At 67.8% G+C, this 18591-nt stretch carries 22 protein-coding genes; 7 read left to right on the forward strand and 15 right to left on the reverse strand.

The annotated features are described in order from the left end of the window. Window positions 1–5: 5 nt before the first annotated feature. Window positions 6–947, forward strand: a complete 942-nt coding sequence (locus E5P2_RS00205; protein ID WP_162565172.1) for a ParB/RepB/Spo0J family partition protein — start codon at window positions 6–8, stop codon at window positions 945–947. Between the two features lie 116 nt (window positions 948–1063). Further along, a complete protein-coding gene (locus E5P2_RS00210; RefSeq protein ID WP_162565173.1) occupies window positions 1064–1951 on the forward strand; it encodes a CsgG/HfaB family protein in 888 nt (295 codons plus the stop codon). Between the two features lie 24 nt (window positions 1952–1975). Here E5P2_RS00210 and E5P2_RS00215 read toward each other — a convergent pair whose 3' ends face one another. Further along, window positions 1976–3400 (reverse strand): FAD-binding oxidoreductase, encoded by a 1425-nt coding sequence (locus E5P2_RS00215; protein ID WP_162565174.1) that lies wholly within the window; start codon window positions 3398–3400, stop codon window positions 1976–1978. 58 nt (window positions 3401–3458) lie between these two features. Here E5P2_RS00215 and E5P2_RS00220 point away from each other — a divergent pair, with 58 nt between their 5' ends. From E5P2_RS00220 to E5P2_RS00230, 3 genes are all read left to right on the forward strand, one after another. After that, window positions 3459–4064 carry a cob(I)yrinic acid a,c-diamide adenosyltransferase gene (locus E5P2_RS00220; RefSeq protein ID WP_162565175.1) on the forward strand — a complete coding sequence of 202 codons (606 nt, stop codon included), beginning with the start codon at window positions 3459–3461 and terminating at the stop codon, window positions 4062–4064. Window positions 4065–4083: 19 nt separating this feature from the next. Next, complete coding sequence (locus E5P2_RS00225; RefSeq protein ID WP_162565176.1) at window positions 4084–4455, forward strand: hypothetical protein; 372 nt, start codon at window positions 4084–4086, stop codon at window positions 4453–4455. A 105-nt stretch (window positions 4456–4560) separates the two neighbouring features. Beyond that, window positions 4561–4944 (forward strand): RcnB family protein, encoded by a 384-nt coding sequence (locus E5P2_RS00230; RefSeq protein ID WP_162565177.1) that lies wholly within the window; start codon window positions 4561–4563, stop codon window positions 4942–4944. A 14-nt stretch (window positions 4945–4958) separates the two neighbouring features. Here E5P2_RS00230 and E5P2_RS00235 read toward each other — a convergent pair whose 3' ends face one another. From E5P2_RS00235 to minC, 5 genes are all read right to left on the reverse strand, one after another. Then, window positions 4959–5204, reverse strand: a complete 246-nt coding sequence (locus E5P2_RS00235) for a hypothetical protein (protein WP_162565178.1) — start codon at window positions 5202–5204, stop codon at window positions 4959–4961. A gap of 125 nt (window positions 5205–5329) precedes the next feature. Further along, window positions 5330–5836: a TIGR01841 family phasin gene (gene phaP, locus E5P2_RS00240; RefSeq protein WP_162565179.1), complete on the reverse strand. Its 507-nt coding sequence runs from the start codon at window positions 5834–5836 to the stop codon at window positions 5330–5332. An 89-nt stretch (window positions 5837–5925) separates the two neighbouring features. Beyond that, entirely contained in the window at window positions 5926–6198 is a 273-nt protein-coding gene (gene minE / locus E5P2_RS00245; RefSeq protein WP_162565180.1) for a cell division topological specificity factor MinE, read from the reverse strand. Window positions 6199–6200: 2 nt separating this feature from the next. Beyond that, on the reverse strand, window positions 6201–7013 hold the full coding sequence (gene minD / locus E5P2_RS00250) for a septum site-determining protein MinD (protein WP_162565181.1): 813 nt from the start codon (window positions 7011–7013) through the stop codon (window positions 6201–6203). 55 nt (window positions 7014–7068) lie between these two features. Next, window positions 7069–7824: a septum site-determining protein MinC gene (gene minC / locus E5P2_RS00255; RefSeq protein WP_162565182.1), complete on the reverse strand. Its 756-nt coding sequence runs from the start codon at window positions 7822–7824 to the stop codon at window positions 7069–7071. Between the two features lie 228 nt (window positions 7825–8052). Between minC and E5P2_RS00260 the strand changes: the two genes are divergently transcribed. Continuing rightward, complete coding sequence (locus E5P2_RS00260; protein ID WP_162565183.1) at window positions 8053–8397, forward strand: hypothetical protein; 345 nt, start codon at window positions 8053–8055, stop codon at window positions 8395–8397. Here E5P2_RS00260 and E5P2_RS00265 read toward each other — a convergent pair. After that, a complete protein-coding gene (locus E5P2_RS00265) occupies window positions 8367–9656 on the reverse strand; it encodes a solute carrier family 23 protein (RefSeq protein WP_162565184.1) in 1290 nt (429 codons plus the stop codon). The two genes, E5P2_RS00260 and E5P2_RS00265, sit on opposite strands and share 31 nt — an antisense overlap. A 63-nt stretch (window positions 9657–9719) precedes the next feature. Then, on the reverse strand, window positions 9720–10136 hold the full coding sequence (locus tag E5P2_RS00270) for a hotdog fold thioesterase (protein ID WP_162565185.1): 417 nt from the start codon (window positions 10134–10136) through the stop codon (window positions 9720–9722). A gap of 103 nt (window positions 10137–10239) precedes the next feature. Between E5P2_RS00270 and E5P2_RS00275 the strand changes: the two genes are divergently transcribed. Next, complete coding sequence (locus E5P2_RS00275; RefSeq protein ID WP_162565186.1) at window positions 10240–11553, forward strand: AsmA-like C-terminal region-containing protein; 1314 nt, start codon at window positions 10240–10242, stop codon at window positions 11551–11553. 113 nt (window positions 11554–11666) lie between these two features. Here E5P2_RS00275 and E5P2_RS00280 read toward each other — a convergent pair whose 3' ends face one another. The 7 genes from E5P2_RS00280 to E5P2_RS00310 form a co-directional block, all read right to left on the reverse strand. Then, window positions 11667–12368, reverse strand: coding sequence for an ABC transporter ATP-binding protein (locus tag E5P2_RS00280; protein WP_162565187.1), 702 nt, complete (start codon window positions 12366–12368; stop codon window positions 11667–11669). Between the two features lies 1 nt (window position 12369). After that, window positions 12370–13116 (reverse strand): ABC transporter ATP-binding protein, encoded by a 747-nt coding sequence (locus tag E5P2_RS00285; RefSeq protein ID WP_162565188.1) that lies wholly within the window; start codon window positions 13114–13116, stop codon window positions 12370–12372. Continuing rightward, window positions 13113–14066, reverse strand: coding sequence for a branched-chain amino acid ABC transporter permease (locus tag E5P2_RS00290; protein ID WP_162565189.1), 954 nt, complete (start codon window positions 14064–14066; stop codon window positions 13113–13115). The genes E5P2_RS00285 and E5P2_RS00290 overlap by 4 nt, the downstream gene beginning before the upstream one ends. Continuing rightward, complete coding sequence (locus tag E5P2_RS00295) at window positions 14066–14938, reverse strand: branched-chain amino acid ABC transporter permease (protein WP_162565190.1); 873 nt, start codon at window positions 14936–14938, stop codon at window positions 14066–14068. Before E5P2_RS00295 ends, E5P2_RS00290 begins: the two co-directional genes overlap by 1 nt. A gap of 141 nt (window positions 14939–15079) precedes the next feature. Then, window positions 15080–16246 carry an ABC transporter substrate-binding protein gene (locus E5P2_RS00300; RefSeq protein ID WP_162565191.1) on the reverse strand — a complete coding sequence of 389 codons (1167 nt, stop codon included), beginning with the start codon at window positions 16244–16246 and terminating at the stop codon, window positions 15080–15082. Beyond that, entirely contained in the window at window positions 16243–17043 is an 801-nt protein-coding gene (locus E5P2_RS00305; protein ID WP_162565192.1) for an alpha/beta fold hydrolase, read from the reverse strand. The genes E5P2_RS00300 and E5P2_RS00305 overlap by 4 nt, the downstream gene beginning before the upstream one ends. Next, window positions 17040–18590 (reverse strand): benzoate-CoA ligase family protein, encoded by a 1551-nt coding sequence (locus E5P2_RS00310; protein ID WP_162565193.1) that lies wholly within the window; start codon window positions 18588–18590, stop codon window positions 17040–17042. Before E5P2_RS00310 ends, E5P2_RS00305 begins: the two co-directional genes overlap by 4 nt. Between the last annotated feature and the right edge of the window lies 1 nt (window position 18591).

An 18591-nucleotide genomic window follows, 5' to 3' on the forward strand; every position in this document is an offset into this window, starting at 1 on the left:
TTTCCATGGCCACCAAAAAACCCAAGGGCCTCGGCCGCGGACTCGAAGCCCTGCTCGGGCCCACCTTCAACGGGCCGGACGCCGCGGACGCCGGCGATGCCGCACCTCCGAATCCCACCACGTTGAATCTCGACCAGATGGTGCCAGGCGTTTATCAGCCGCGAACCCGCATGGACGAGGGTGCGCTCTACGAACTGGCGGAGAGCATCAAGGCGCAGGGGATCATGCAGCCCATCCTGGTCCGGCGTCTCGATCCCGAGATGGCGCGGACCAAGAACGCCGAATTCGAAATCATCGCCGGCGAACGCCGCTTCCGCGCAGCCGGCCTGGCCGGCCTCGACAGCGTACCCGTGCTGGTGCGCGATGTGCCCAACGAGGCGGCCGCGGCCATGTCGCTGATCGAGAATATCCAGCGCGAGGATCTGAATCCGCTGGAGGAAGCTCAGGGCTTGCAACGTCTTGTAGCTGAGTTTGGGCTCACTCATGAAACCGCGGCCCAGGCCGTGGGCCGCTCGCGCAGCGCGGCCAGCAATCTGCTGCGCCTGTTGAACCTCGCCGAACCGGCGCAGGCCATGCTAATGGCTGGCGACATCGACATGGGGCATGCCCGTGCCTTGTTGTCGCTGGACAAGGGCACCCAGATCACCGCCGCCAACCAGATTGCGGCCAAGAAGCTGTCGGTGCGCGAGGCCGAGGCGCTGGTGAAGAAACTGGCCGCCGAGTTCAGTCTCAAGCCCTCGCCGCGCCGCAGTGCCGGTGCGAAGTCACGCGACCTCGAACGGGTCGAGGAAGAACTGGCCGATCTGCTGGCAGCCGAAGTCGAGGTTCGAATCAAGAAGCGCCACAAGCGCGGCGGCAAGGTCGAGGAAAGCGGCGAGCTCGCCATTCATTTCGGCTCGCTCGATGCCCTCAATGGGCTGATCGAGCGCATCCGCCAAACGGCCTAGTTTCTTCCGGCGCATTTCCCCCCTTCCGGGCAATTGATTCGCCCGCACCGTTGCGCATATGCTCGACGGCTACATTTTTTAACTTTGATAACCTTAAGTTTTAGGAGGGATCGATCATGCGCCTCGCCACACTTCCGCTCGCAACGATTGCGGCGGCGACCTTGCTCTTGACCGGCTGCGAAACCACCGACATGCAGATGGGCAGCCAGAGCGCGAAGACGGTGGCCACCGGCAGCGCGGCCGGCACGGCTTCCACCAACGCCAGCGGTGCACTCGAACGATGCGCTTCCCCGCTGGGCACGGTGTCTCTGATCGAGAACCAGTCCGCCGGCTGGTACACCATCCTGCGCAACGAATACAAGCTGCCGCCGACTGCCAACCTGCTGCGCCTCCTGGTGCAGCAATCGAACTGCTTCGTCGTGGTCGAACGCAGCGCGGCGGGCATGAACGCCATGTCGCGCGAGCGCCAGCTCTCGCAGTCGGGCGAAATGCGCCAGGGCAGCAATTTCGGCGCCGGCCAGATGGTCGCCTCCGACTACGGTCTGTCGCCTGAAATCGTGTTCAGCAACCAGAACGCGGGCGGCATGGGCGGCTCCCTCGGTGGCTTGGTAGGCGGCCGCTACGGCGGTGTGCTTGCCGCAGTCGGCGGCAACATGCAGACCAAGGAGGCCAGTGCCCTCCTGACGCTCATCGACAACCGCTCGGGCGTACAGGTCGCCGCCTCCGAAGGCAGCGCTTCCAAGACCGATTTCGGCGCCTTCGGCTCGATCTTCGGCGGCAGCGGAGCCGGCGGGCTTGGCGGCTACACCAACACGGCGCAGGGCAAGGTGATCAGCGCCGCCTTCATGGACGCCTTCAACCAGATGGTCGTTTCGCTGCGCAACTACAAGGCGCAAACGGTCCAGGGCCAAGGCCTCGGCGGCGGCGGTCGCTTGGGTGTCGATGGCGGCGCGGCGCCTTCGCAGACTTCGGCACCCGCACCGGCACGCCGCAAGAAGCAGTGAGCGTCGCCCGCAGCCTGGGGCGAGCTACAGGCTGAATATTTTTCCCGGGTTCATGATGTTCCTGGGGTCGAGCGCGCGCTTGATGGTGCGCATCATGTCGACCGCACCGGCCCCTGCCTCGGTCACCAGAAAATCCATCTTGTGCAGGCCGACGCCGTGCTCGCCGGTGCACGTGCCCTCGAGTGCCAGCGCGCGCGACACCAGCGCGTGATTCAGCTTCTCGGCGGTCACGCGCTCTTCGGGCGCGTTCGGATCGAGCAGATAGCCGAAGTGGAAATTGCCGTCACCCACATGGCCGACCAGGAAGTAGGGGATACCGCTCGCATCGGCTTCGGCCACCGATTCGAGCAGGCAATCGGCCAGCCGCGAAATCGGCACGCAGGTGTCCGTCGAGATCACGCGGCAGCCCGGGCGTGACTGAACGGCCGCGAAGTAGCTGTTGTGGCGCGCGGTCCACAGACGCGTCCGCTCTTCGGGCGTGCTGGCCCACTCGAAGGCCTTGCCGCCATGACCGCTCGCCAGCTCCTGCACTGCCTCGGCCTGCTCCTTGACGCCCGCGGGCGAGCCGTGAAACTCCATCAGCAGCATCGGCTCCTCGCGCAGGCCGAGCTTGGCATAGGCGTTCACCATGCGCACCGTGTTCACGTCGATCAGCTCGACGCGCGCGATCGGCACACCGAGCTGGATGATCTCGATCGTGGTGCGCACGGCCGCCTCGATGCTCGGGAACGAACAGATCGCCGCCGACACCGCCTCGGGCAGCGGATAGATGCGCAAGGTGATTTCGGTGACCACGCCGAGCGTGCCTTCACTGCCGACGAACAGCCGCGTCAGGTCGTAGCCGGCCGATGACTTCTTGGCCCGCGTGCCGGTGCGAATGACTTCGCCGCTCGCCGTCACCACCTCGAGCGCCAGCACGTTCTCGCGCATCGTGCCGTAGCGCACGGCGTTCGTGCCGCTGGCGCGGGTGGCGGTCATGCCGCCGATCGAGGCGTCGGCACCGGGATCGATCGGGAAGAAGAGGCCGGTGCTCTTGATCTCCTCGTTCAGCTGCTTGCGCGTGACGCCGGGCTGCACCGTCACCGTGAGATCGTCGGCATTGACCGAGAGTACGCGGTTCATGCGGCTCACGTCGATGCTGATGCCGCCTTGCACCGCGAGCAGATGCCCTTCGAGCGAAGAGCCGACGCCGAACGCGATCACTGGCACGCTGTACCCGCCCGCGAGCTTCACTGCATCGGCCACGTCCTGCGTGCTCTCGGCGAAAACCACCGCCGAGGGGGGCGGCGCATCGAAGGACGATTCGTCGCGCCCATGCTGCGTGCGCACTGCCATGGCGGTCGAGCAGCGGTCCTTGAAATGCGCCTTGAGCGTGTCGATGAAGGCTTCGGGCACGTCGCGCAATGCGATCTCGGGGGTGAGATGGGTCAAGGCGGTGGGGGCGTTCATCGGCGAGTCTCCTGGAGGGGCTACCATTCTACGAACCGCACTTTCAAAAGACATCGATATGGGCAACCGCCTGACGCAGATCGCCACGCGCACCGGCGACGATGGCACCACCGGCCTCGGCGACAACACCCGCGTGCCGAAGAATCACCTGCGCGTGCAGGCCATGGGCGACGTGGACGAACTCAACTCGAACATCGGCGTGCTGCTGTGCGAGCCGATGCCGCCGACCGTTCGCGAACTGCTGGTCGACGTCCAGCACCAGCTCTTCAATCTCGGCGGAGAACTTTCGATGCCGGGCTTCACCTTGCTCAAGGCCGAGGCGCTGCTGCAGCTCGACAACGCACTGGCCGAGCACAACGCCGCGCTGCCGCGCCTGGCTGAGTTCATCCTGCCGGCCGGCACGCGTGCCGCATCGCTCGCGCACGTATGCCGCACGGTGGCGCGGCGGGCCGAGCGCGCCGTCGTGGCACTGGGCGCGGATGAAGCGCTCAACGATGCACTGCGCCAGTACCTCAATCGCCTGAGCGATCTGCTGTTCGTGCTGGCGCGGGTGCTCAATCGCGTCGACGGTGGCGACGATGTCTACTGGAAGAGCGAGCGCATGGCACGCGCGGCCGCCGACGCGTCGCATGCGGACCTGCCATCGCCGCCAACCCAATCCTGAAATGAAGGAGCCCTCGCCGATGTCATTGCCTCGAACCCTTTCCGCCCGCGTGCGTTCGCGCGCGGCCGTCTGCATCTCGCTCGGCGCAGCGCTGATGCTGCCCGTACTGGCCGTCGCGCAAAGCGCCGACAACCCGCCCAAGGCGCAGCGCGCGCACACGCTGAAGGCGCCGCCGCGCCACGGCAAGGTGCTGGGCGGCATCGAACACGGCGCCGACGCGGCCGGCCGCGGCATCGATCGCGCCGGCGATGCCACGCGGCGCGGTGTCGACAACACCGCCGAGCGCGCGAGCAGGCCGCTGCGCCGCGTCGGCGAGGCCTTCGGCCGCAAGCTGGGCGCGCGCGGCCCGTCGGGCCCGCCGCCCGTGGGGCCGCAGGGCAATCTGCCCTGAAACCGCAGCTTTACCTGACTTCACGCTGAATCGACACGCGAGGGACGCGGCCGACACATGGGCCGCCCACACTGGACTCCTCATCAACGCCAAAGGAGTTCCAAGATGATCAAGTCCAAAAGCATGACGGTGGCCGCAGCGGTGCTCGCGATGTGCATGGCCGGCAGCGCCTTCGCACAGGACCGCGGCTTCGACCGTTCGCCCGAGCGCAATGACCGCTTCTCGCAACGCCACGACCAGCGGGGCCACGAGGACTTCCGCCCGGGCCGCCAGGCCGACCGCCACGGCTACCCGCAGCCGCGTGCCGAATGGCACCGCGGCGACCGCGTGCCCACCGAGTACCGGGGCCGCAACTACGTCGTCAACGACTGGCGCAGCCACCGCTTGCAGGCGCCCCCGCGCGGCTACCAGTGGGTCGGTGTGGGCGGCGACTACGTGCTGGCGGCGATCGCCACCGGCGTGATCGCGCAGATCATCGCCAGCCAGTAGGGCGAAGCGGGGGCTCAGGCGGCGCTGGGCGTCACCTGGGCGCACACGTTGCGCCCGGTGATGGTCAGGCGCAGCCCGCCGCCGTGCCATTCGAGCCAGTTGAGCTTGACGTAGGCCTCGATATCGTCGTCGTCGATCTGATCGGCCTGCCGGTGGTGCAGGCGATCGACCGTGGCGGGCAAGCCCTGCCGCAAGCGCTCCCGAACTGCCGCGTCGGCGGCCTCATGGGGGGTTGTGCGCAACTGGGGAGTCGAGGCCATGGTGATCCGGTCCGTTCGCTGAAGAATGAAGTCGTCCCAATGTACGCTTCCTGCCGGCGAGGTCACGGACCTTTTTCTCGAATCGAAGCCGGGCCGCGACGGTCGCGCGCCCCGCTCGCCGCGGATCACTTGCGCTGCAGCAGCAGCTTGCTGACCTCGTCCACGTTGTCGCGGATGCGCTGGCGCACCACGTCGAAGGCGTCGGCCTGCGACTTGGCAGCCAGCTCGGCCAGTTCGCGGATGTCATCCAGCGCCCGCTTGAAGGCGGCCTTGCCCATGGTATCGAGCTTGGCGAGGTTCTCGCGCGGGTCGCCGGCCGACATGCCCTTGACGGCGCCCTGCCACTCGCCGATCGATGCCTTGAGCATCTCGGTCTGGCGCTGCACCACGGCCTGCAGCCCCTGGTAGGACTTCTCGTTGGCCTGCACCAGCGCCTGCAGATCCTTGCGCCCGCTCTCGACGATGGCACCCGCTGCACCGGCCAGCGGCAGGTTCTGCAAGCGTTCCGCCATGCCCTTGAGCGGCTTCACGAAGGCATCCTGGACATCGGCCGCGGCCTTGGCGGCCGTGGGGCGCGCCTTCTTCGCGGCGGTGGCGGTGCGGCTGGCGGTGCTCGACTTGCTGGTGGCCATGGTGCGATGTCTCCGTGTGGTTGTTGGAGCCGTGACGATACGCCCACACCGAGGTCGGATGGAAGCCCCGCACCAGAGGCCGCGTGCGTTCAGCGCGCCGCGAGCGCCGCGTCGGGCAGTTCGATCTTGACCTGCAGCACCTCGAGGTCGTCGTGTTTCTCGAGGTGTACCTTGATGTCCTCGGCCTTGATCGAAACGTACTTGGAAATCACCGCGATCAGCTCGCGCTGCAGCTCCGGCAGGTAGTCGGGCCTCTTGCCGCCGAGGCTGCTGCGCTCGTGCGCGAGGATGATCTGCAGCCGCTCCTTGGCAACGCTCGCCGTCTTCTTCTTTTCGCCCAGCAGAAACGAAAACAATGACATGCCTACCTCCCGAAGATACGCTTGAAGAAGCCCGGCTTCTCGGCATCGACGAAGCGCATCGGCTTGTCCTCGCCGAGGAAGCGCGCCACCACGTCGCTGTAAGCCTGGGCCACGTCGGTTTCGGTGTCGTGGATCGCGGGCACGCCCTGGTTGGAAGCCTGCAGCACGCTCTCCGATTCGGGAATCACGCCGATCAGCTTGATGCGCAGGATGTCCTTGATATCCTCCAGCGAGAGCATCTGCCCGCCGGCCACGCGATTCGGGTTGTAGCGCGTGATCAGCAGGTGCTCCTTGATCGGGTCGCCGCCTTCCTTGGCCCGCTTGGTCTTGGAGCCCAGCATGCCGAGGATGCGGTCCGAGTCGCGCACCGACGAGACCTCGGGGTTGGTCACGATCAGCGCCTCGTCGGCGAAATGCATCGCCATCAGCGCGCCGGTCTCGATGCCCGCCGGCGAATCGCACACGATGTAGTCGAAGCCCTGGTCAGCGAGTTCCTTGAGGATCTTCTCGACGCCTTCCTGCGTCAGCGCGTCCTTGTCGCGCGTCTGCGAGGCGGCCAGCACGAACAGGTTGTCGCACTGCTTGTCCTTGATCAGCGCCTGGCTCAGGTTGGCCTCGCCCTGGATCACGTTGATGAGGTCATACACCACGCGCCGTTCGCAGCCCATGATCAGGTCGAGGTTGCGCAGCCCGACGTCGAAATCGATCACGGCCGTCTTCTTGCCCGCGAGGGCGAGCCCCGATGCAAAGCTCGCGCTCGTGGTCGTCTTGCCGACACCGCCCTTGCCCGAGGTCACCACCACAATCTTGGCCATTCCCAATCCTTTTTTGTTTCAGTTGTCAGGTTGTTGTCGTGTCGAACCCGCCTCGTCAAAGGATCGCGTTCATCACCAGTTTCTTGCCGTCCAGCACGATCTGCACCGGCTTGCTCGCGAGTTCGGCGGGCAGCGCGACTTCCGAGGTGCGGTAGATGCCCGCGATCGCCACCAGCTGCGCCTCCATGCAGGTCGTGAAGATGCGCGCCTCGGTATCGCCGCGCGCACCGGCGATCGCCTTGCCGCGCAGCGGCGCGTAGACGTGGACGTTGCCGTCCGCGATCACCTCGGCGCCGAAGCTCACCACCGCCGTCACGATCACGTCGCCGCCACGCGCATACACCTGCTGTCCGGAGCGCAGCGGCTTGTCGATCACCAGCGTGCCGCCGGCCGGCACAGGCACCTCGCGCACGATCTGCGGCGCTTCGCTGCGCGGCTCGGCGGGGGGGGCGGCAGGGCGCGGGCTCGGCGCCACGGGCATGGCCGCGAGCGACAGGCCGGCGGCGCGCGCCGCGGCGTTCTGCACGTCGTTGCCGCCGCGCACCGCGATCGGCTGCGTCTGGTGGCGCGCCAGCAGACTGCGCAGCGCGGGAAAGTCGATCTCCGTGGCCTGCGCTTCGTCCTGCAGCTGCGAGAGGTCGATGACCACCGGCTCCTGCTCGAAGAAGTCGGGCGAGTCGGCGAGCTGGACCTCGAGCGCGTCGGCCAGGACATCGAGGTCCGCCGTCTTGAGGATCACCGCGATCAGCGGCAGCGTCGCGCTCTTGAATTCGAAAACCGCTTTGGTGCGCGCGGCGGATGCATCGGCCATGGAAAACGTGGTTCGAAAAGCGTTGAAGTCTAACGGGCATGGGCGTGCGTGCCGCAAAAGGCGTCGCGAATGCGTCGGCGACACAACATTTCTTTCACGACGTTGCAACTTCGGCCCATTGCGCAGGCTCCATGCACGGGGACTCGGCAACGCAGCCGATTCCTACATCGAGGCCCGAGATCCTTCTGCACACTCGGCCGCTTCCCGAAAAGCAGGAGCACGCTTGCGATGCAGCCCATTCTCGATATCCAGACCGTCCAGCCGGACCTGTTCACCTACAGCCTCGGTGCCGCCAAGCCGCCCGGCCGCCACTGCGGCGACTTCTTCGCATCGGCCGAGTGCTGCCTTCGCGATGCGGGCGATGCGCTCCATATGTACTTCGACAGCGTGCAGATCCGCTTCGCCGGCTTCACGCTCGGCAGCTATCCGGTGGCACGCATGATGAACGACCCGCCCGGCCTGTTCGCCGAACTGATGGCCGACCTGCTGGCGATCTACCGCCAGCGCGCCGCGCCGCGACACGGCGCGCGGCGCACGGCGCCTCAATTGCGCGAGCGGCCCAGCAGCGCATAGAGCAGGATCGCGCCGAAGGTCGCGGTGCCGATGCCGCCGAGCGCGAACTGGCCGAACTTCAGCGTGAAGTCGCCGGTGCCGATGACCAGCGTGATCGCGGCCACGATCAGGTTCCTGTTCTGCGAGAAGTCGACCTTGTTGTCGACCCAGATCCGCGCACCCGCCACCGCGATCAGACCGAATACCACGATGCTCACCCCGCCCATCACCGGCAGCGGAATCGCCTGGATCAGGGCGCCGAACTTGGGCGAGAAGCCCAGCAGCAGCGCGATCAGCGCCGCCACCACGAACACCGCCGTCGAGTAGATGCGCGTGGCCGCCATCACGCCGATGTTCTCGGCGTAGGTCGTCACGCCGGTGCCGCCCAGCGCGCCGCTCACCATCGTCGCCACGCCGTCGCCGATGAAGGCGCGGCCGATCAGCGGGTCGAGGTTGCGGCCCGTCATCGCGGTCACCGCCTTCAGGTGGCCCAGGTTCTCGGCCACCAGGATGATCACCACCGGCGCGATCAGCACGATCGCGTTGCCGTCGAACACCGGCGTCGTGAAGCCCGGCACGCCGAACCACGCCGCGCTGGCGATGCCCGACAGGTCCAGCGGCTTGCCCATGCCGAGGCCGTTGGTGAAGACCGCGTAGACGATGCTCGCGAGAATCAGCCCGACCAGGATCAGGAGCCGCTGCACCATGCCGCGCGTGAACACCGCGACCAGCCCCACGCACAGAAAGGTGACGGCCTGCATCCACGCATCGAAGTTGTTCGCCGCCATGTTCTTGATCGGCACGCTCGCCAGGTTCAGCCCGATCACCGCGACCACCGCGCCCGTCACCACCGGCGGCATGAAGCGCTCGATCCAGCCGGTGCCGATCGCCTGCACGATCGCGCCGACCACGACATAGATCGCCCCGCAGGCCACGATGCCGCCCAGGGCCACCGCGATGTTCCCGTTCGGCCCCTTGCCCGCGTAGCCGGTGGCCGCGATCACCACGCCGATGAAGGCGAAGCTCGAGCCCAGGTAGCTCGGCACCCGGCCGCCGGTGATGAGAAAGAAGATCAACGTGCCTACGCCGCTCATCAGGACCGCGATGTTGGGGCTGAAGCCCATCAGGATCGGCGCCAGCACCGTGGAGCCGAACATCGCGATCACGTGCTGCACGCCCATCGCGGTCGTCTGCGGCCAGGCCAATCGTTCGTCGGGTGCGACGACGGTACCCTGGGTGGCGGCGACTTCGCGCCAGCGGGGAAGGTAGGAATCGCTCATGTTTCTTTTTCCTCGGTTGTTGTCATTCACGAACAAGCCACGCGAAGTGGGCAAGCCTGGGGGTTAGCCAAGAATCATCATCGTGATGCGCGAGACACAGGTCAGCGCGCCCTCGTCATTCGTCATGTCGATCTGCCACACCTGCGTTGTGCGTCCACGATGCACCGGCCGCGCGATACCGGTGACCCAGCCCTCGCTGGTCGCGCGGATGTGGTTGGCATTGATGTCCAGCCCGACCGCGCGCTGCCCCTCCGGCGCCGAATAGTACGCGCCGCACGAGCCCAGCGTCTCGGCCAGCACCACCGACACGCCGCCGTGCAGGATGCCGTAGGGCTGCCGCGTACGCCCGTTCACCGGCACGCGGGCGCGGATGAAATCGTCGCCGACCTCGAGGAATTCGATGCCGAGCGTGGCCACGGCGGTGTCCACGTGGCTGCGGGTGAGCTGTTCGATCGATATCTCTTTGTGCCAGATGCGCATGGGGAATCTCCAGGTGAATGCCCAAAACTATAGCGATCGGTGCGCGCACGACGGGCCTCCGGCCGACACGGCGGCCGGCCGCGGGCGGGGATAAGCTTTGGACATGACGCGCACCCGACGATGGATCACCGGCGCGGCCGTGGCCGTCGTGGTGCTGCTGGCCGGCCTCGCGCTGCTCGCGCACCTGCTGCTGCCGAACGACCAGGCGTTCGCGACCGAGATCGCCACCCGCTTCGAGAAGGCCTCCGGCATCGGTCTTCGGGTCGGCGCAGCGCATTGGGCCTTGCGGCCCACGCCGGTGGTGCTGCTCGACGACGTTGCCACGGCGCAGGAGCCGCCGATCACCGTGCGCCGCATCGTCGTGCGGCCGCAGCTGGCCGGCCTGCTGCATCGCCGGGTCGCGGTCGATGCGGTCGAGGTCGACGGCGCGGTGCTGCCGCGCACCTCGGTGCGCGCATTCCGCGGCCGCTGGCAGGGCGATCCGGCCGCGAGCGCGCTGGCGGGCGCCTGGAGCCTCGCCGACGTGCCCGTGGCGCGCCTTCGCCTGCGCGACATCACGTGGATCGACCGGCGCGGCATCGCGCTCGCCTACGATGCCGACATCGCCTTCGACGCGCATTGGCGCCCGCGCGAGGCCGAGGTTTCGCGGCCCGGCGTCGCGCCGCCCGCCCGGCTGCGGCTCGAACGCGAAGGTGGCCAGGACCGCTGGCGCACGCTGATCGATGTCGGCGGCGGCACCTGGAACGGCGAGTCCGAATTGCAGGCTCCCGACGGCGGCCCATTGCGTTTCACGGCCCGGCTCGAGCCGAAGAACGTCGACATCGATGCGCTGGTGCGCAGCTTCGGCCGCCACAGCGCGGTCGAGGGCAAGCTCTCCGGCCAGACATCGGTCGACACCGAAGGCGAGAACCTCTCCGTGCTGATCGGCAAGCTGCACACGCGCACCCGCTTCACCGTCGCGCCCGCGACGCTCAACGGCTTCGATCTGTCGAAGGCGATCAGCACCGCCGGCTTCAGCCACGGCGGCAGCACGCCGCTCGAACAGCTGAGCGGCACGCTCGACACCCAGGCCAGCGACGACGGCGTGGTGTTGCGCTACACCGGCCTGAAGGCGCGCTCCGGCGTGCTCACCGCGAGCGGCAGCGCCACCGTGGTCAACCGGCGGCTCGACGGCGAAGCGGCGGTTGACATCGTCGACGGCGTGGTCGGCATGCCGCTCAAGCTCGGCGGCACGCTCGATGCGCCGCAGCTCTCGCTCACCGGCGGCGCGCTCACCGGCGCGGCCGTGGGCTCGGCCGTGCTGCCGGGTGTCGGTACCGCGATCGGTGCGCGCATCGGGCAGCAGATGGAGAAGATGTTCGGCGGCGGCGATGCGAAGAAGCCGGGCCGTCCGGCATCCTCGGCCAAACCGCGCTGAGCCGCGGTCCTCAGGGCAACAGGTTCAGCAGGCTGGCCACGAGGTGCGCCAGCGCCAGCAGCGCGGACCACAGCGCCTTCAGGCTCTGGAGAAAGTCCATCGTGCCGGCATCGTCACACGCCCAGCAACTGCGCCAGGGCATCGGGTGCTGCCAGCAGTTCGGCCGAAGAGCCGCGCCGCACGATGCGCCCCTTCTCCATGACCACGGCCTGGTCGGTATGCCCCAGCACCTTGCGCCAGTCGCGGTCCACGATCAGGGTCGCGATGCCGGTGGTGCGGATGTCGGCGATCACGCGCCAGATCTCCATCACGATCAGCGGCGCGAGGCCTTCGGTCGCTTCGTCGAGGATCAGCAGGCGCGGGTTGGTCATCAGCGCGCGGCCGATCGACAGCATCTGCTGCTCGCCGCCCGACAGCTGCTGGCCGCCGTGCGAGAGCCGTTCCGTCAGGCGCGGAAAGGTCGCCATCACACGGTCGAAGGTCCAGGCGCGCTGGCCGTCGATGCCGGCGCGCGCACTCATCAGCAGGTTCTCGCGCACGCTGAGATTCGGGAAGATCCCGCGGCCCTCGGGCACATAGCCGATGCCGCGGCGCGCCATCTTCTCGGGCGTCCAGCCGGTCACGTCCTGGCCGTCGAGCCGCACCCGGCCCGAGACCGGCCGCACATAGCCCATCAGCGAGCGGATCAGCGTGGTCTTGCCCATGCCGTTGCGCCCGAGCAGGCCGACCGAGGTGGCGGCCGGCATCGCGACGTCGACGCCGCGCAGGATGTGGCTGTCGCCGTAGCAGGTGTTGAGGCCTTCGATGTTCAGCATCTCAATGGTCCTCGCCGAGGTAGGCGGTACGCACTTCAGGATTGCTGCGGATCGACGCGGGATCGCCCGTCGCGATCACCGTGCCGTTCACCATCACCGTGATGCGGTCGGCGATGCGGAAGACGGCGTCCATGTCGTGCTCCACCAGCAGGATCGCATGCGCGGCCTTGAGGTTCGCGAGCAGCGTCAGCATGCGCTCGGTCTCCTCGGCGCCCATGCCGGCCAGCGGCTCGTCGAGCAGCAGCACGCGCGGCCGCGTGGCCAGGCACATCGCGACTTCGAGCTGGCGCTTGGCGCCGTGGCTGAGCGTGCCGGCGATGCGCTCGGCGACTGCGGCGAGGCCGGCGGATTCGAGCGCCTCGCGCGCCGTCGCATTGCTCGCGTCGCAGTGCTTCGACGATTGCCAGATCGCCCACGGCCGCGGCGTCGCTGCCTGCGCCGCGAGGCGGCAGTTCTCGTGCACGCTGAACTCGGGAAAGATCGTCGTGCGCTGATAACTGCGGCCGACGCCGCCGCGCGCGCGGCGCGCCTGCGAGCGCCGCGTGATGTCCTGGCCATCGAGCGTGATGCGTCCGCCCGAGGCGCCGATCTCGCCCGACAGCATGTTGATCAAGGTCGACTTGCCGGCGCCGTTGGTGCCGATCACCGCATGCACTTCGCCGCGATGCAGGTCCAGGGTCACCGCATTGACGGCGACCAGTCCGCCGAAGCGGCGCGTGAGCGTGTCGACCGCCAGAAGCGAAGTCATACCGCAGCCTTGGAAGAAGACACGCGCGCCGCGATGCCGACGATGCCCTTGGGCAGCAGCGCGACGAAGGCGATGATGGCAAGGCCCAGCGTCAGTTGCCAGTGGTCCGCGAGCGGCCCGACCAGCGCGGCCGTCGACAGCAGCTCCTTCAGCAGCGTGAACGCCACCGCGCCGATCACCGCGCCGCGCAGGTGGCCGAGGCCGCCGAGGATGATCATCAGCAGCACCTCGCCCGAGTTGTGCCAGGCCAGCAGCTCGGGATTGACCACGCCGTCGCGCGAGGCCACCAGGAAGCCCGCAAGCCCGGCCAGCGCGCCCCCGATCACGAAGGCCGCGAGCTTGTAGCCATAGACCGCGAAGCCCGCCGCGCGCATGCGCTGTTCGTTGACGCGGATGCCGGCCAGTGCGGCGCCGAAGCGTGAGCGCCGGACCAGCGCGAGAAAACCGTAGGTGCCGGCGAGCGCGGCCAGCACGAAGTAGAACTGCACGCGGCTGCTTTCCATGTCGAGGGCGCCGAGGGCAGGGCGCACGTACATGTAGATGCCGTCGCTGCCGCCGCCGAGCGCGGTGTCGTGGAACACGAAGAAGGCCATCTGCGCAAAGGCCAGCGTGACCATGATGAAGTACACGCCGCGCGTGCGCAGGCTCAAGGCGCCGACCACCAGCGCATAGGCCGCGGCCGAGCCCATCGCGAGCGGCAGCAGCCACGCGATCGAACCGCCGTCCTTGCCCGAGCCGAGCACGGTCGCATAGGCGCCGATGCCATAGAAGGCCGCATGGCCGAGGCTCACGAGGCCGGTCATGCCGACCAGCAGTTCGAGGCTCAGCGCGAAGATCGCGAGGATCATCACCTTGACCACGAGGTCCGAGATGTAGGGGCTCAGCAGCGGGCCGAAGAGGGCGAGCACGATCGCGCACACGAGCGGCAGCCAATGATTCAGGCGTTGCATCACGTCTTGCGCCCCATGAGTCCCTCCGGCCGCCAGACCAGCACGATCGCCATCAATACATAGACGCCGATCCCGCTCAGCTCGGCGAAGAACACCTTGCCGAAGGTATCGACGAAGCCGACCAGCAGCGAGGCCACCAGCGCGCCGGTGATCGAGCCGATGCCGCCGATCACCACCACCACGAAGCAGATGATCAGCACGCTCGAACCCATGCCCGGATACACCGAGGACATCGGCGCCGCGATCATGCCGGCCAGCGCGGCCAGCGCCACGCCGGCCGCGAACACGATGCGGTAGAGCCGGCGGATGTCGATGCCCAGGCCGCGCACCATGTCGCGGTTGCTGGCGCCGGCGCGGATCATCATGCCCAGCCGCGTGCGGTTGACCACGAGGTAGAGCCCGATCGCCAGCACGATGCAGGCGGCCGAGGCGAAGAGCCGGTACCACGGGTAGCTCATCAGCTCGCCGAGCGCGAAGCTGCCCGAGAGCCAGGGCGGCGCCTGCACCCCGTGCACGTCGTTGCCCACCAGCAGCGAGCGCAGCTCCTCGAACACCAGGATCAGGCCGTAGGTCATCAACACCTGCTGCAGGTGGTCACGCTGGTAGAGGTAGCTGAAGAAGGCCCACTCCAGCAGATAGCCGAACACCGCGGCGAGCACCACGCCCGCCGCGAGCATCAGGATGAAGTTGTTGCCGAACAGCGGCGCGAGCGCGAACGCCATGTAGGCGCCCAGCATGTAGAAGCTGCCGTGGGCGAGATTGATCACGCCCATGATGCCGAAGATCAGCGTCAGCCCCGACGCCACCAGGAACAGCAGCAGGCCGTACTGCACGGAGTTCAGGCATTGAACGAGAAAGGTACCGAAGTCCACGAGCAAGTTCTTGGTGAGGTCGTTGAAGGGTGCCGGGTCCCCGTCGGGGAATGCCGCGGAACCGGCTCTGCCGGTCCGCTGGCGTTGCCCCCGGCAGGGGGAAGGCGCAGCGACACGAAGTGCGCGCAGCCTGGGGGCGAGCTACATCTTGCAGCCGCGGGCCGGGTCGGCAAGGCCTTTGACGGCAATGTTCACCAGCTTGTTCTCCTTGCCCTCGACCTTGCGCAGATAGATGTCCTGCACCGGGTTGTGCGACTTGCTGATCGAGAACGTGCCGCGCGGGCTGTCGATCTTCGCCTTCTCGATCGCGCTCGCGAACTCGGCCTTCTTCGTGATGTCGCCCTTGACCGCGTTGAGGCCGATGCCGAGCATCTGCGCCGCGTCGTAGCCCTGCACCGCATACACGTCGGGCTGCAGCTTGAAGGCCTTGGCATAGGCGGTGCGGAAGGCGTTGTCGCGCGGCGTGTTGAGGCCGTCCGCATAGTGCAGCGTGGTCAGCATGCCTTGCGCCGAATCGCCCTGCGCATCCAGCGTGCCGTCGGTGAGGAAGCCGGGGCCGTAGAGTGGAATGGTCTTGTTGAGCCCGGCCGCCGCATAGTCCTTGACGAACTTGACCGCGCCGCCGCCGGCGAAGAAGGAATACACCGCATCGGGCTTGGCCGCCGCGATCTCGGTCAGCAGCGCCTGGAACTCGACGTTGGGGAAGGGCACGGTGAGATTCTTGACCACCTTGCCTCCGCCCTTCTCGAAGCCTTCCTTGAAGCCGGCCACCGACTCGTCGCCGGCCGCGTACTTCCAGGTGATGGTCATCGCGGTCTTCTTGCCCTGCTTGGCCGCGACCTCGCCCATCGCATAGGCCGGTTGCCAGTTCGAGAACGAGCTGCGGAAGATGTTCGGCGCGCACATCGGGCCGGTGACCGCATCGGCGCCGGCATTCGGCACGATCAGCACGGTGCCGCTTTCCTTGGCCGCCTTGGCCATCGCCATCGCGACGCCGGAGTGCACGGTGCCGATGATCACGTCGACGTTGTCGCGCTTGATCAGCTTGTTGACGTTGTCGGTCGCCTTGGCTGGATCCGATTCGTCGTCGACCTTGATGTACTCGATCTCGCGGCCGCCGAGCTTGCCGCCCTGTTCGTCGACGCGCAGCTTGAAGCCGTTCTCGATCGCCACGCCGAGCGCGGCGTAGGTGCCGCTGTACGGCAGCATGAAGCCGACCTTGAGCTTGGCCTGCTGGGCATGGCCGAGCGTGGCGATGCAGGCCAGCGCGAGCGCGGTCAGCGCGGTGCGTGCGATGCGGGTGGTCATGGAAGTCTCCTCGTGTTGATGAATGAAATGGCCGCAACTATCGCCTGTTCCGGCTGGTCGCGATGCGGGGAATGCCCGCAGTTGGGGATTTCCAGGAGCTCTGTCTGCGGCACGCGCGCGGCGATGCCGCGGATCTGCGCGAGCGTGCCGTACTCGTCGTCCATGCCCTGCATCGCGAGCACCGGGCAGCGGATCGTGCCGAGCTCGGCCTCGATGTTCCATTGCCGGAAGGGCGGGTGCAGCCAGATGCGGTTCCAGCCCCAGAAGGCGGAGTCGACGTCGTCGTGGTAGCGGCCGAGCTTCTGAGGCAGGTCGGTGCTCACATAGGCCTTGCGCGCCTCTTCGATGTTCGCGACCGTCATGTCTTCCACGAAGATGTGCGGCGCGAGCACCACCAGGCCTGCTACGCGCTCGGGGAAGCGCGCCGCATACAGCAGAGCGATGGAGGCGCCGTCGCTGTGGCCGAAGAGCCAGGGCTTCTCGGCCAGGCCGATGGCGCCGAAGAAGGCCGGCAGCACCTCGTGCGCCTGGCGGTGCATGAAGTCCACGTCCCACACTTCGTCGGCCGCGCGCGGCGTCGAGCGGCCATAGCCCGGGCGCGAGAACACCAGCCCGCGCAGGCCGCCGGCTTCGCACAGGCGCTCGGGGAAGTCCTTCCACATCGCGACCGAGCCGAGGCCTTCGTGCAGGAAGACGACCAGCGGGGCGTCGGTGCGCTCGGGGGCGATGCGCACGTACTCGATGCCCACCTCTTTCCCCCGCCACCGGATGGCGGCGAACCCGGTGCCGCTGCTCACGCCTTCTGCTCCTGCTCGCGCAGGCGGAAGCGCTGGATCTTGCCCGTCGCCGTCTTCGGCAGCTCGTCGACGAACTCGATGAAGCGCGGGTACTTGTAGGGCGCGAGGCGCTCCTTGACGAAGGCCTTCAGTTCGTCCTCGCTCACGGTCTGGCCGGACTTCAGCACCACATAGGCCTTGGTCTTGGTCAGCCCGTCCGCGTCTTCCTTGCCGATCACCGCGGCCTCGAGCACGGCCGGGTGCTGCATCAGCGTGGCCTCGACCTCGAAGGGCGAGACGTAGATGCCGCTGACCTTGAGCATGTCGTCGCTGCGGCCCGCATAGGTGTAGTAGCCGTCGGCATCGCGCGAGTACTTGTCGCCGCTCTTGGTCCAGCCGTCGCGGAAGGTCTCGCGGCTCTTCTCGGGATTGGCCCAGTACATCAGCGCGGTGCTCGGGCCCTTGATGTAGAGATCGCCGACCTCGCCGACCGCGACCGGCTTGCCGTCCTCGCCGCGCAGCTCGATCTCGTAGCCGTCGACCGGCTTGCCCGTGGTGCCGTAGCGGATGTCGCCCGGCCGGTTCGAGATGAAGATGTGCAGCATCTCGGTGGAGCCGATGCCGTCGACGATCTCGCAGCCGAAGTGCTGTTTGAAGCGCTGTGCGATCTCGCCCGGCAGCGCCTCGCCGGCCGAGGAGCACATGCGCAGCGACACCGTCTCGCGCGCTGGCAGCGCGGGCGAGGCAAGCATGCCGGCGAAGCCGGTCGGTGCGCCGAAGAACACCGTGGGCTTGTGCGTGCCGGTCCAGCGCTTGAAGGTCGCATCGGGCGTGGGGCGTTCGGCCATCAGCAACACGGTCGCGCCGACCGAGAGCGGAAAGGTCAGCGCATTGCCGAGCCCGTAGGCGAAGTACATCTTGGCCGCGGAGAAGCAGACATCGTCCTCGGTCAGCGCGAGCACGGGTTTGCCGTAGAGCTCGGCCGTCCACCATGGGTTGGCATGCGTGTGCACCGTGCCCTTGGGCTTGCCGGTCGAGCCCGACGAATAGAGCCAGAACGCATGGTCCTGCGGCGTCGTGGCCGCGGGCGCGGGCAGCGGCGCGTGCGCGGCGATCGCGGCGTCGATGCCCTGCGCGCCCTCGGGCAGCGCGCCCGCGGGCTGCGAGACGAAGAGGGCGCGCACGGCGTTCGGCGCCTTGCCCATCGCGTCCTGCAGCACCGGCAGCAAGGCGCCCGATACCAGCGCGGCCTTCGCGCCGCTGTGGTCGAGCATGTAGGCGTAGTCGTCGGCCGTGAGCAGCGTGTTGACCGCGACCGGCACCACGCCCGCGTACAGGCAACCGAGGAAGCTCACGGGCCAGTCGGCGTTGTCGAGCATCAGCAGCAGCACGCGGTCCTCGCGTTGCACGCCCGCGGCGAGCAGCGCCGCGGCGAGCCGGCGCGCGCGGTCCTCGAGCTGGCCGTAGGGCAGGGTGCCGCGGTCGTCGACGTAGGCGATCTTCTGCGCGCGGCCGCGGTTGAGAGCGAACAGATGCTCGGCGAAGTTGAAGGAGGCAGGCAGGCTCATG

Source organism: Variovorax sp. SRS16, assembly GCF_901827165.1.
Lineage (GTDB): Bacteria > Pseudomonadota > Gammaproteobacteria > Burkholderiales > Burkholderiaceae_C > Variovorax.

Bases quoted from the DNA above. Each gene is read 5' to 3' on its own strand.
- E5P2_RS00300 (WP_162565191.1), bottom strand. From the start codon at position 16,246: ATGACCACCCGCATCGCACGCACCGCGCTGACCGCGCTCGCGCTGGCC.
- E5P2_RS00225 (WP_162565176.1), top strand. From the start codon at position 4,084: ATGTCATTGCCTCGAACCCTTTCCGCCCGCGTGCGTTCGCGCGCGGCC.
- E5P2_RS00285 (WP_162565188.1), bottom strand. From the start codon at position 13,116: ATGACTTCGCTTCTGGCGGTCGACACGCTCACGCGCCGCTTCGGCGGA.
- E5P2_RS00270 (WP_162565185.1), bottom strand. From the start codon at position 10,136: ATGCGCATCTGGCACAAAGAGATATCGATCGAACAGCTCACCCGCAGC.
- E5P2_RS00310 (WP_162565193.1), bottom strand. From the start codon at position 18,590: ATGAGCCTGCCTGCCTCCTTCAACTTCGCCGAGCATCTGTTCGCTCTC.
- E5P2_RS00205 (WP_162565172.1), top strand. From the start codon at position 6: ATGGCCACCAAAAAACCCAAGGGCCTCGGCCGCGGACTCGAAGCCCTG.
- E5P2_RS00265 (WP_162565184.1), bottom strand. From the start codon at position 9,656: ATGAGCGATTCCTACCTTCCCCGCTGGCGCGAAGTCGCCGCCACCCAG.
- minD (WP_162565181.1), bottom strand. From the start codon at position 7,013: ATGGCCAAGATTGTGGTGGTGACCTCGGGCAAGGGCGGTGTCGGCAAG.
- E5P2_RS00220 (WP_162565175.1), top strand. From the start codon at position 3,459: ATGGGCAACCGCCTGACGCAGATCGCCACGCGCACCGGCGACGATGGC.
- E5P2_RS00290 (WP_162565189.1), bottom strand. From the start codon at position 14,066: ATGCAACGCCTGAATCATTGGCTGCCGCTCGTGTGCGCGATCGTGCTC.
- minC (WP_162565182.1), bottom strand. From the start codon at position 7,824: ATGGCCGATGCATCCGCCGCGCGCACCAAAGCGGTTTTCGAATTCAAG.
- E5P2_RS00215 (WP_162565174.1), bottom strand. From the start codon at position 3,400: ATGAACGCCCCCACCGCCTTGACCCATCTCACCCCCGAGATCGCATTG.
- E5P2_RS00260 (WP_162565183.1), top strand. From the start codon at position 8,053: ATGCAGCCCATTCTCGATATCCAGACCGTCCAGCCGGACCTGTTCACC.
- E5P2_RS00210 (WP_162565173.1), top strand. From the start codon at position 1,064: ATGCGCCTCGCCACACTTCCGCTCGCAACGATTGCGGCGGCGACCTTG.
- E5P2_RS00230 (WP_162565177.1), top strand. From the start codon at position 4,561: ATGATCAAGTCCAAAAGCATGACGGTGGCCGCAGCGGTGCTCGCGATG.
- E5P2_RS00280 (WP_162565187.1), bottom strand. From the start codon at position 12,368: ATGCTGAACATCGAAGGCCTCAACACCTGCTACGGCGACAGCCACATC.
- phaP (WP_162565179.1), bottom strand. From the start codon at position 5,836: ATGGCCACCAGCAAGTCGAGCACCGCCAGCCGCACCGCCACCGCCGCG.
- E5P2_RS00275 (WP_162565186.1), top strand. From the start codon at position 10,240: ATGACGCGCACCCGACGATGGATCACCGGCGCGGCCGTGGCCGTCGTG.
- E5P2_RS00235 (WP_162565178.1), bottom strand. From the start codon at position 5,204: ATGGCCTCGACTCCCCAGTTGCGCACAACCCCCCATGAGGCCGCCGAC.
- minE (WP_162565180.1), bottom strand. From the start codon at position 6,198: ATGTCATTGTTTTCGTTTCTGCTGGGCGAAAAGAAGAAGACGGCGAGC.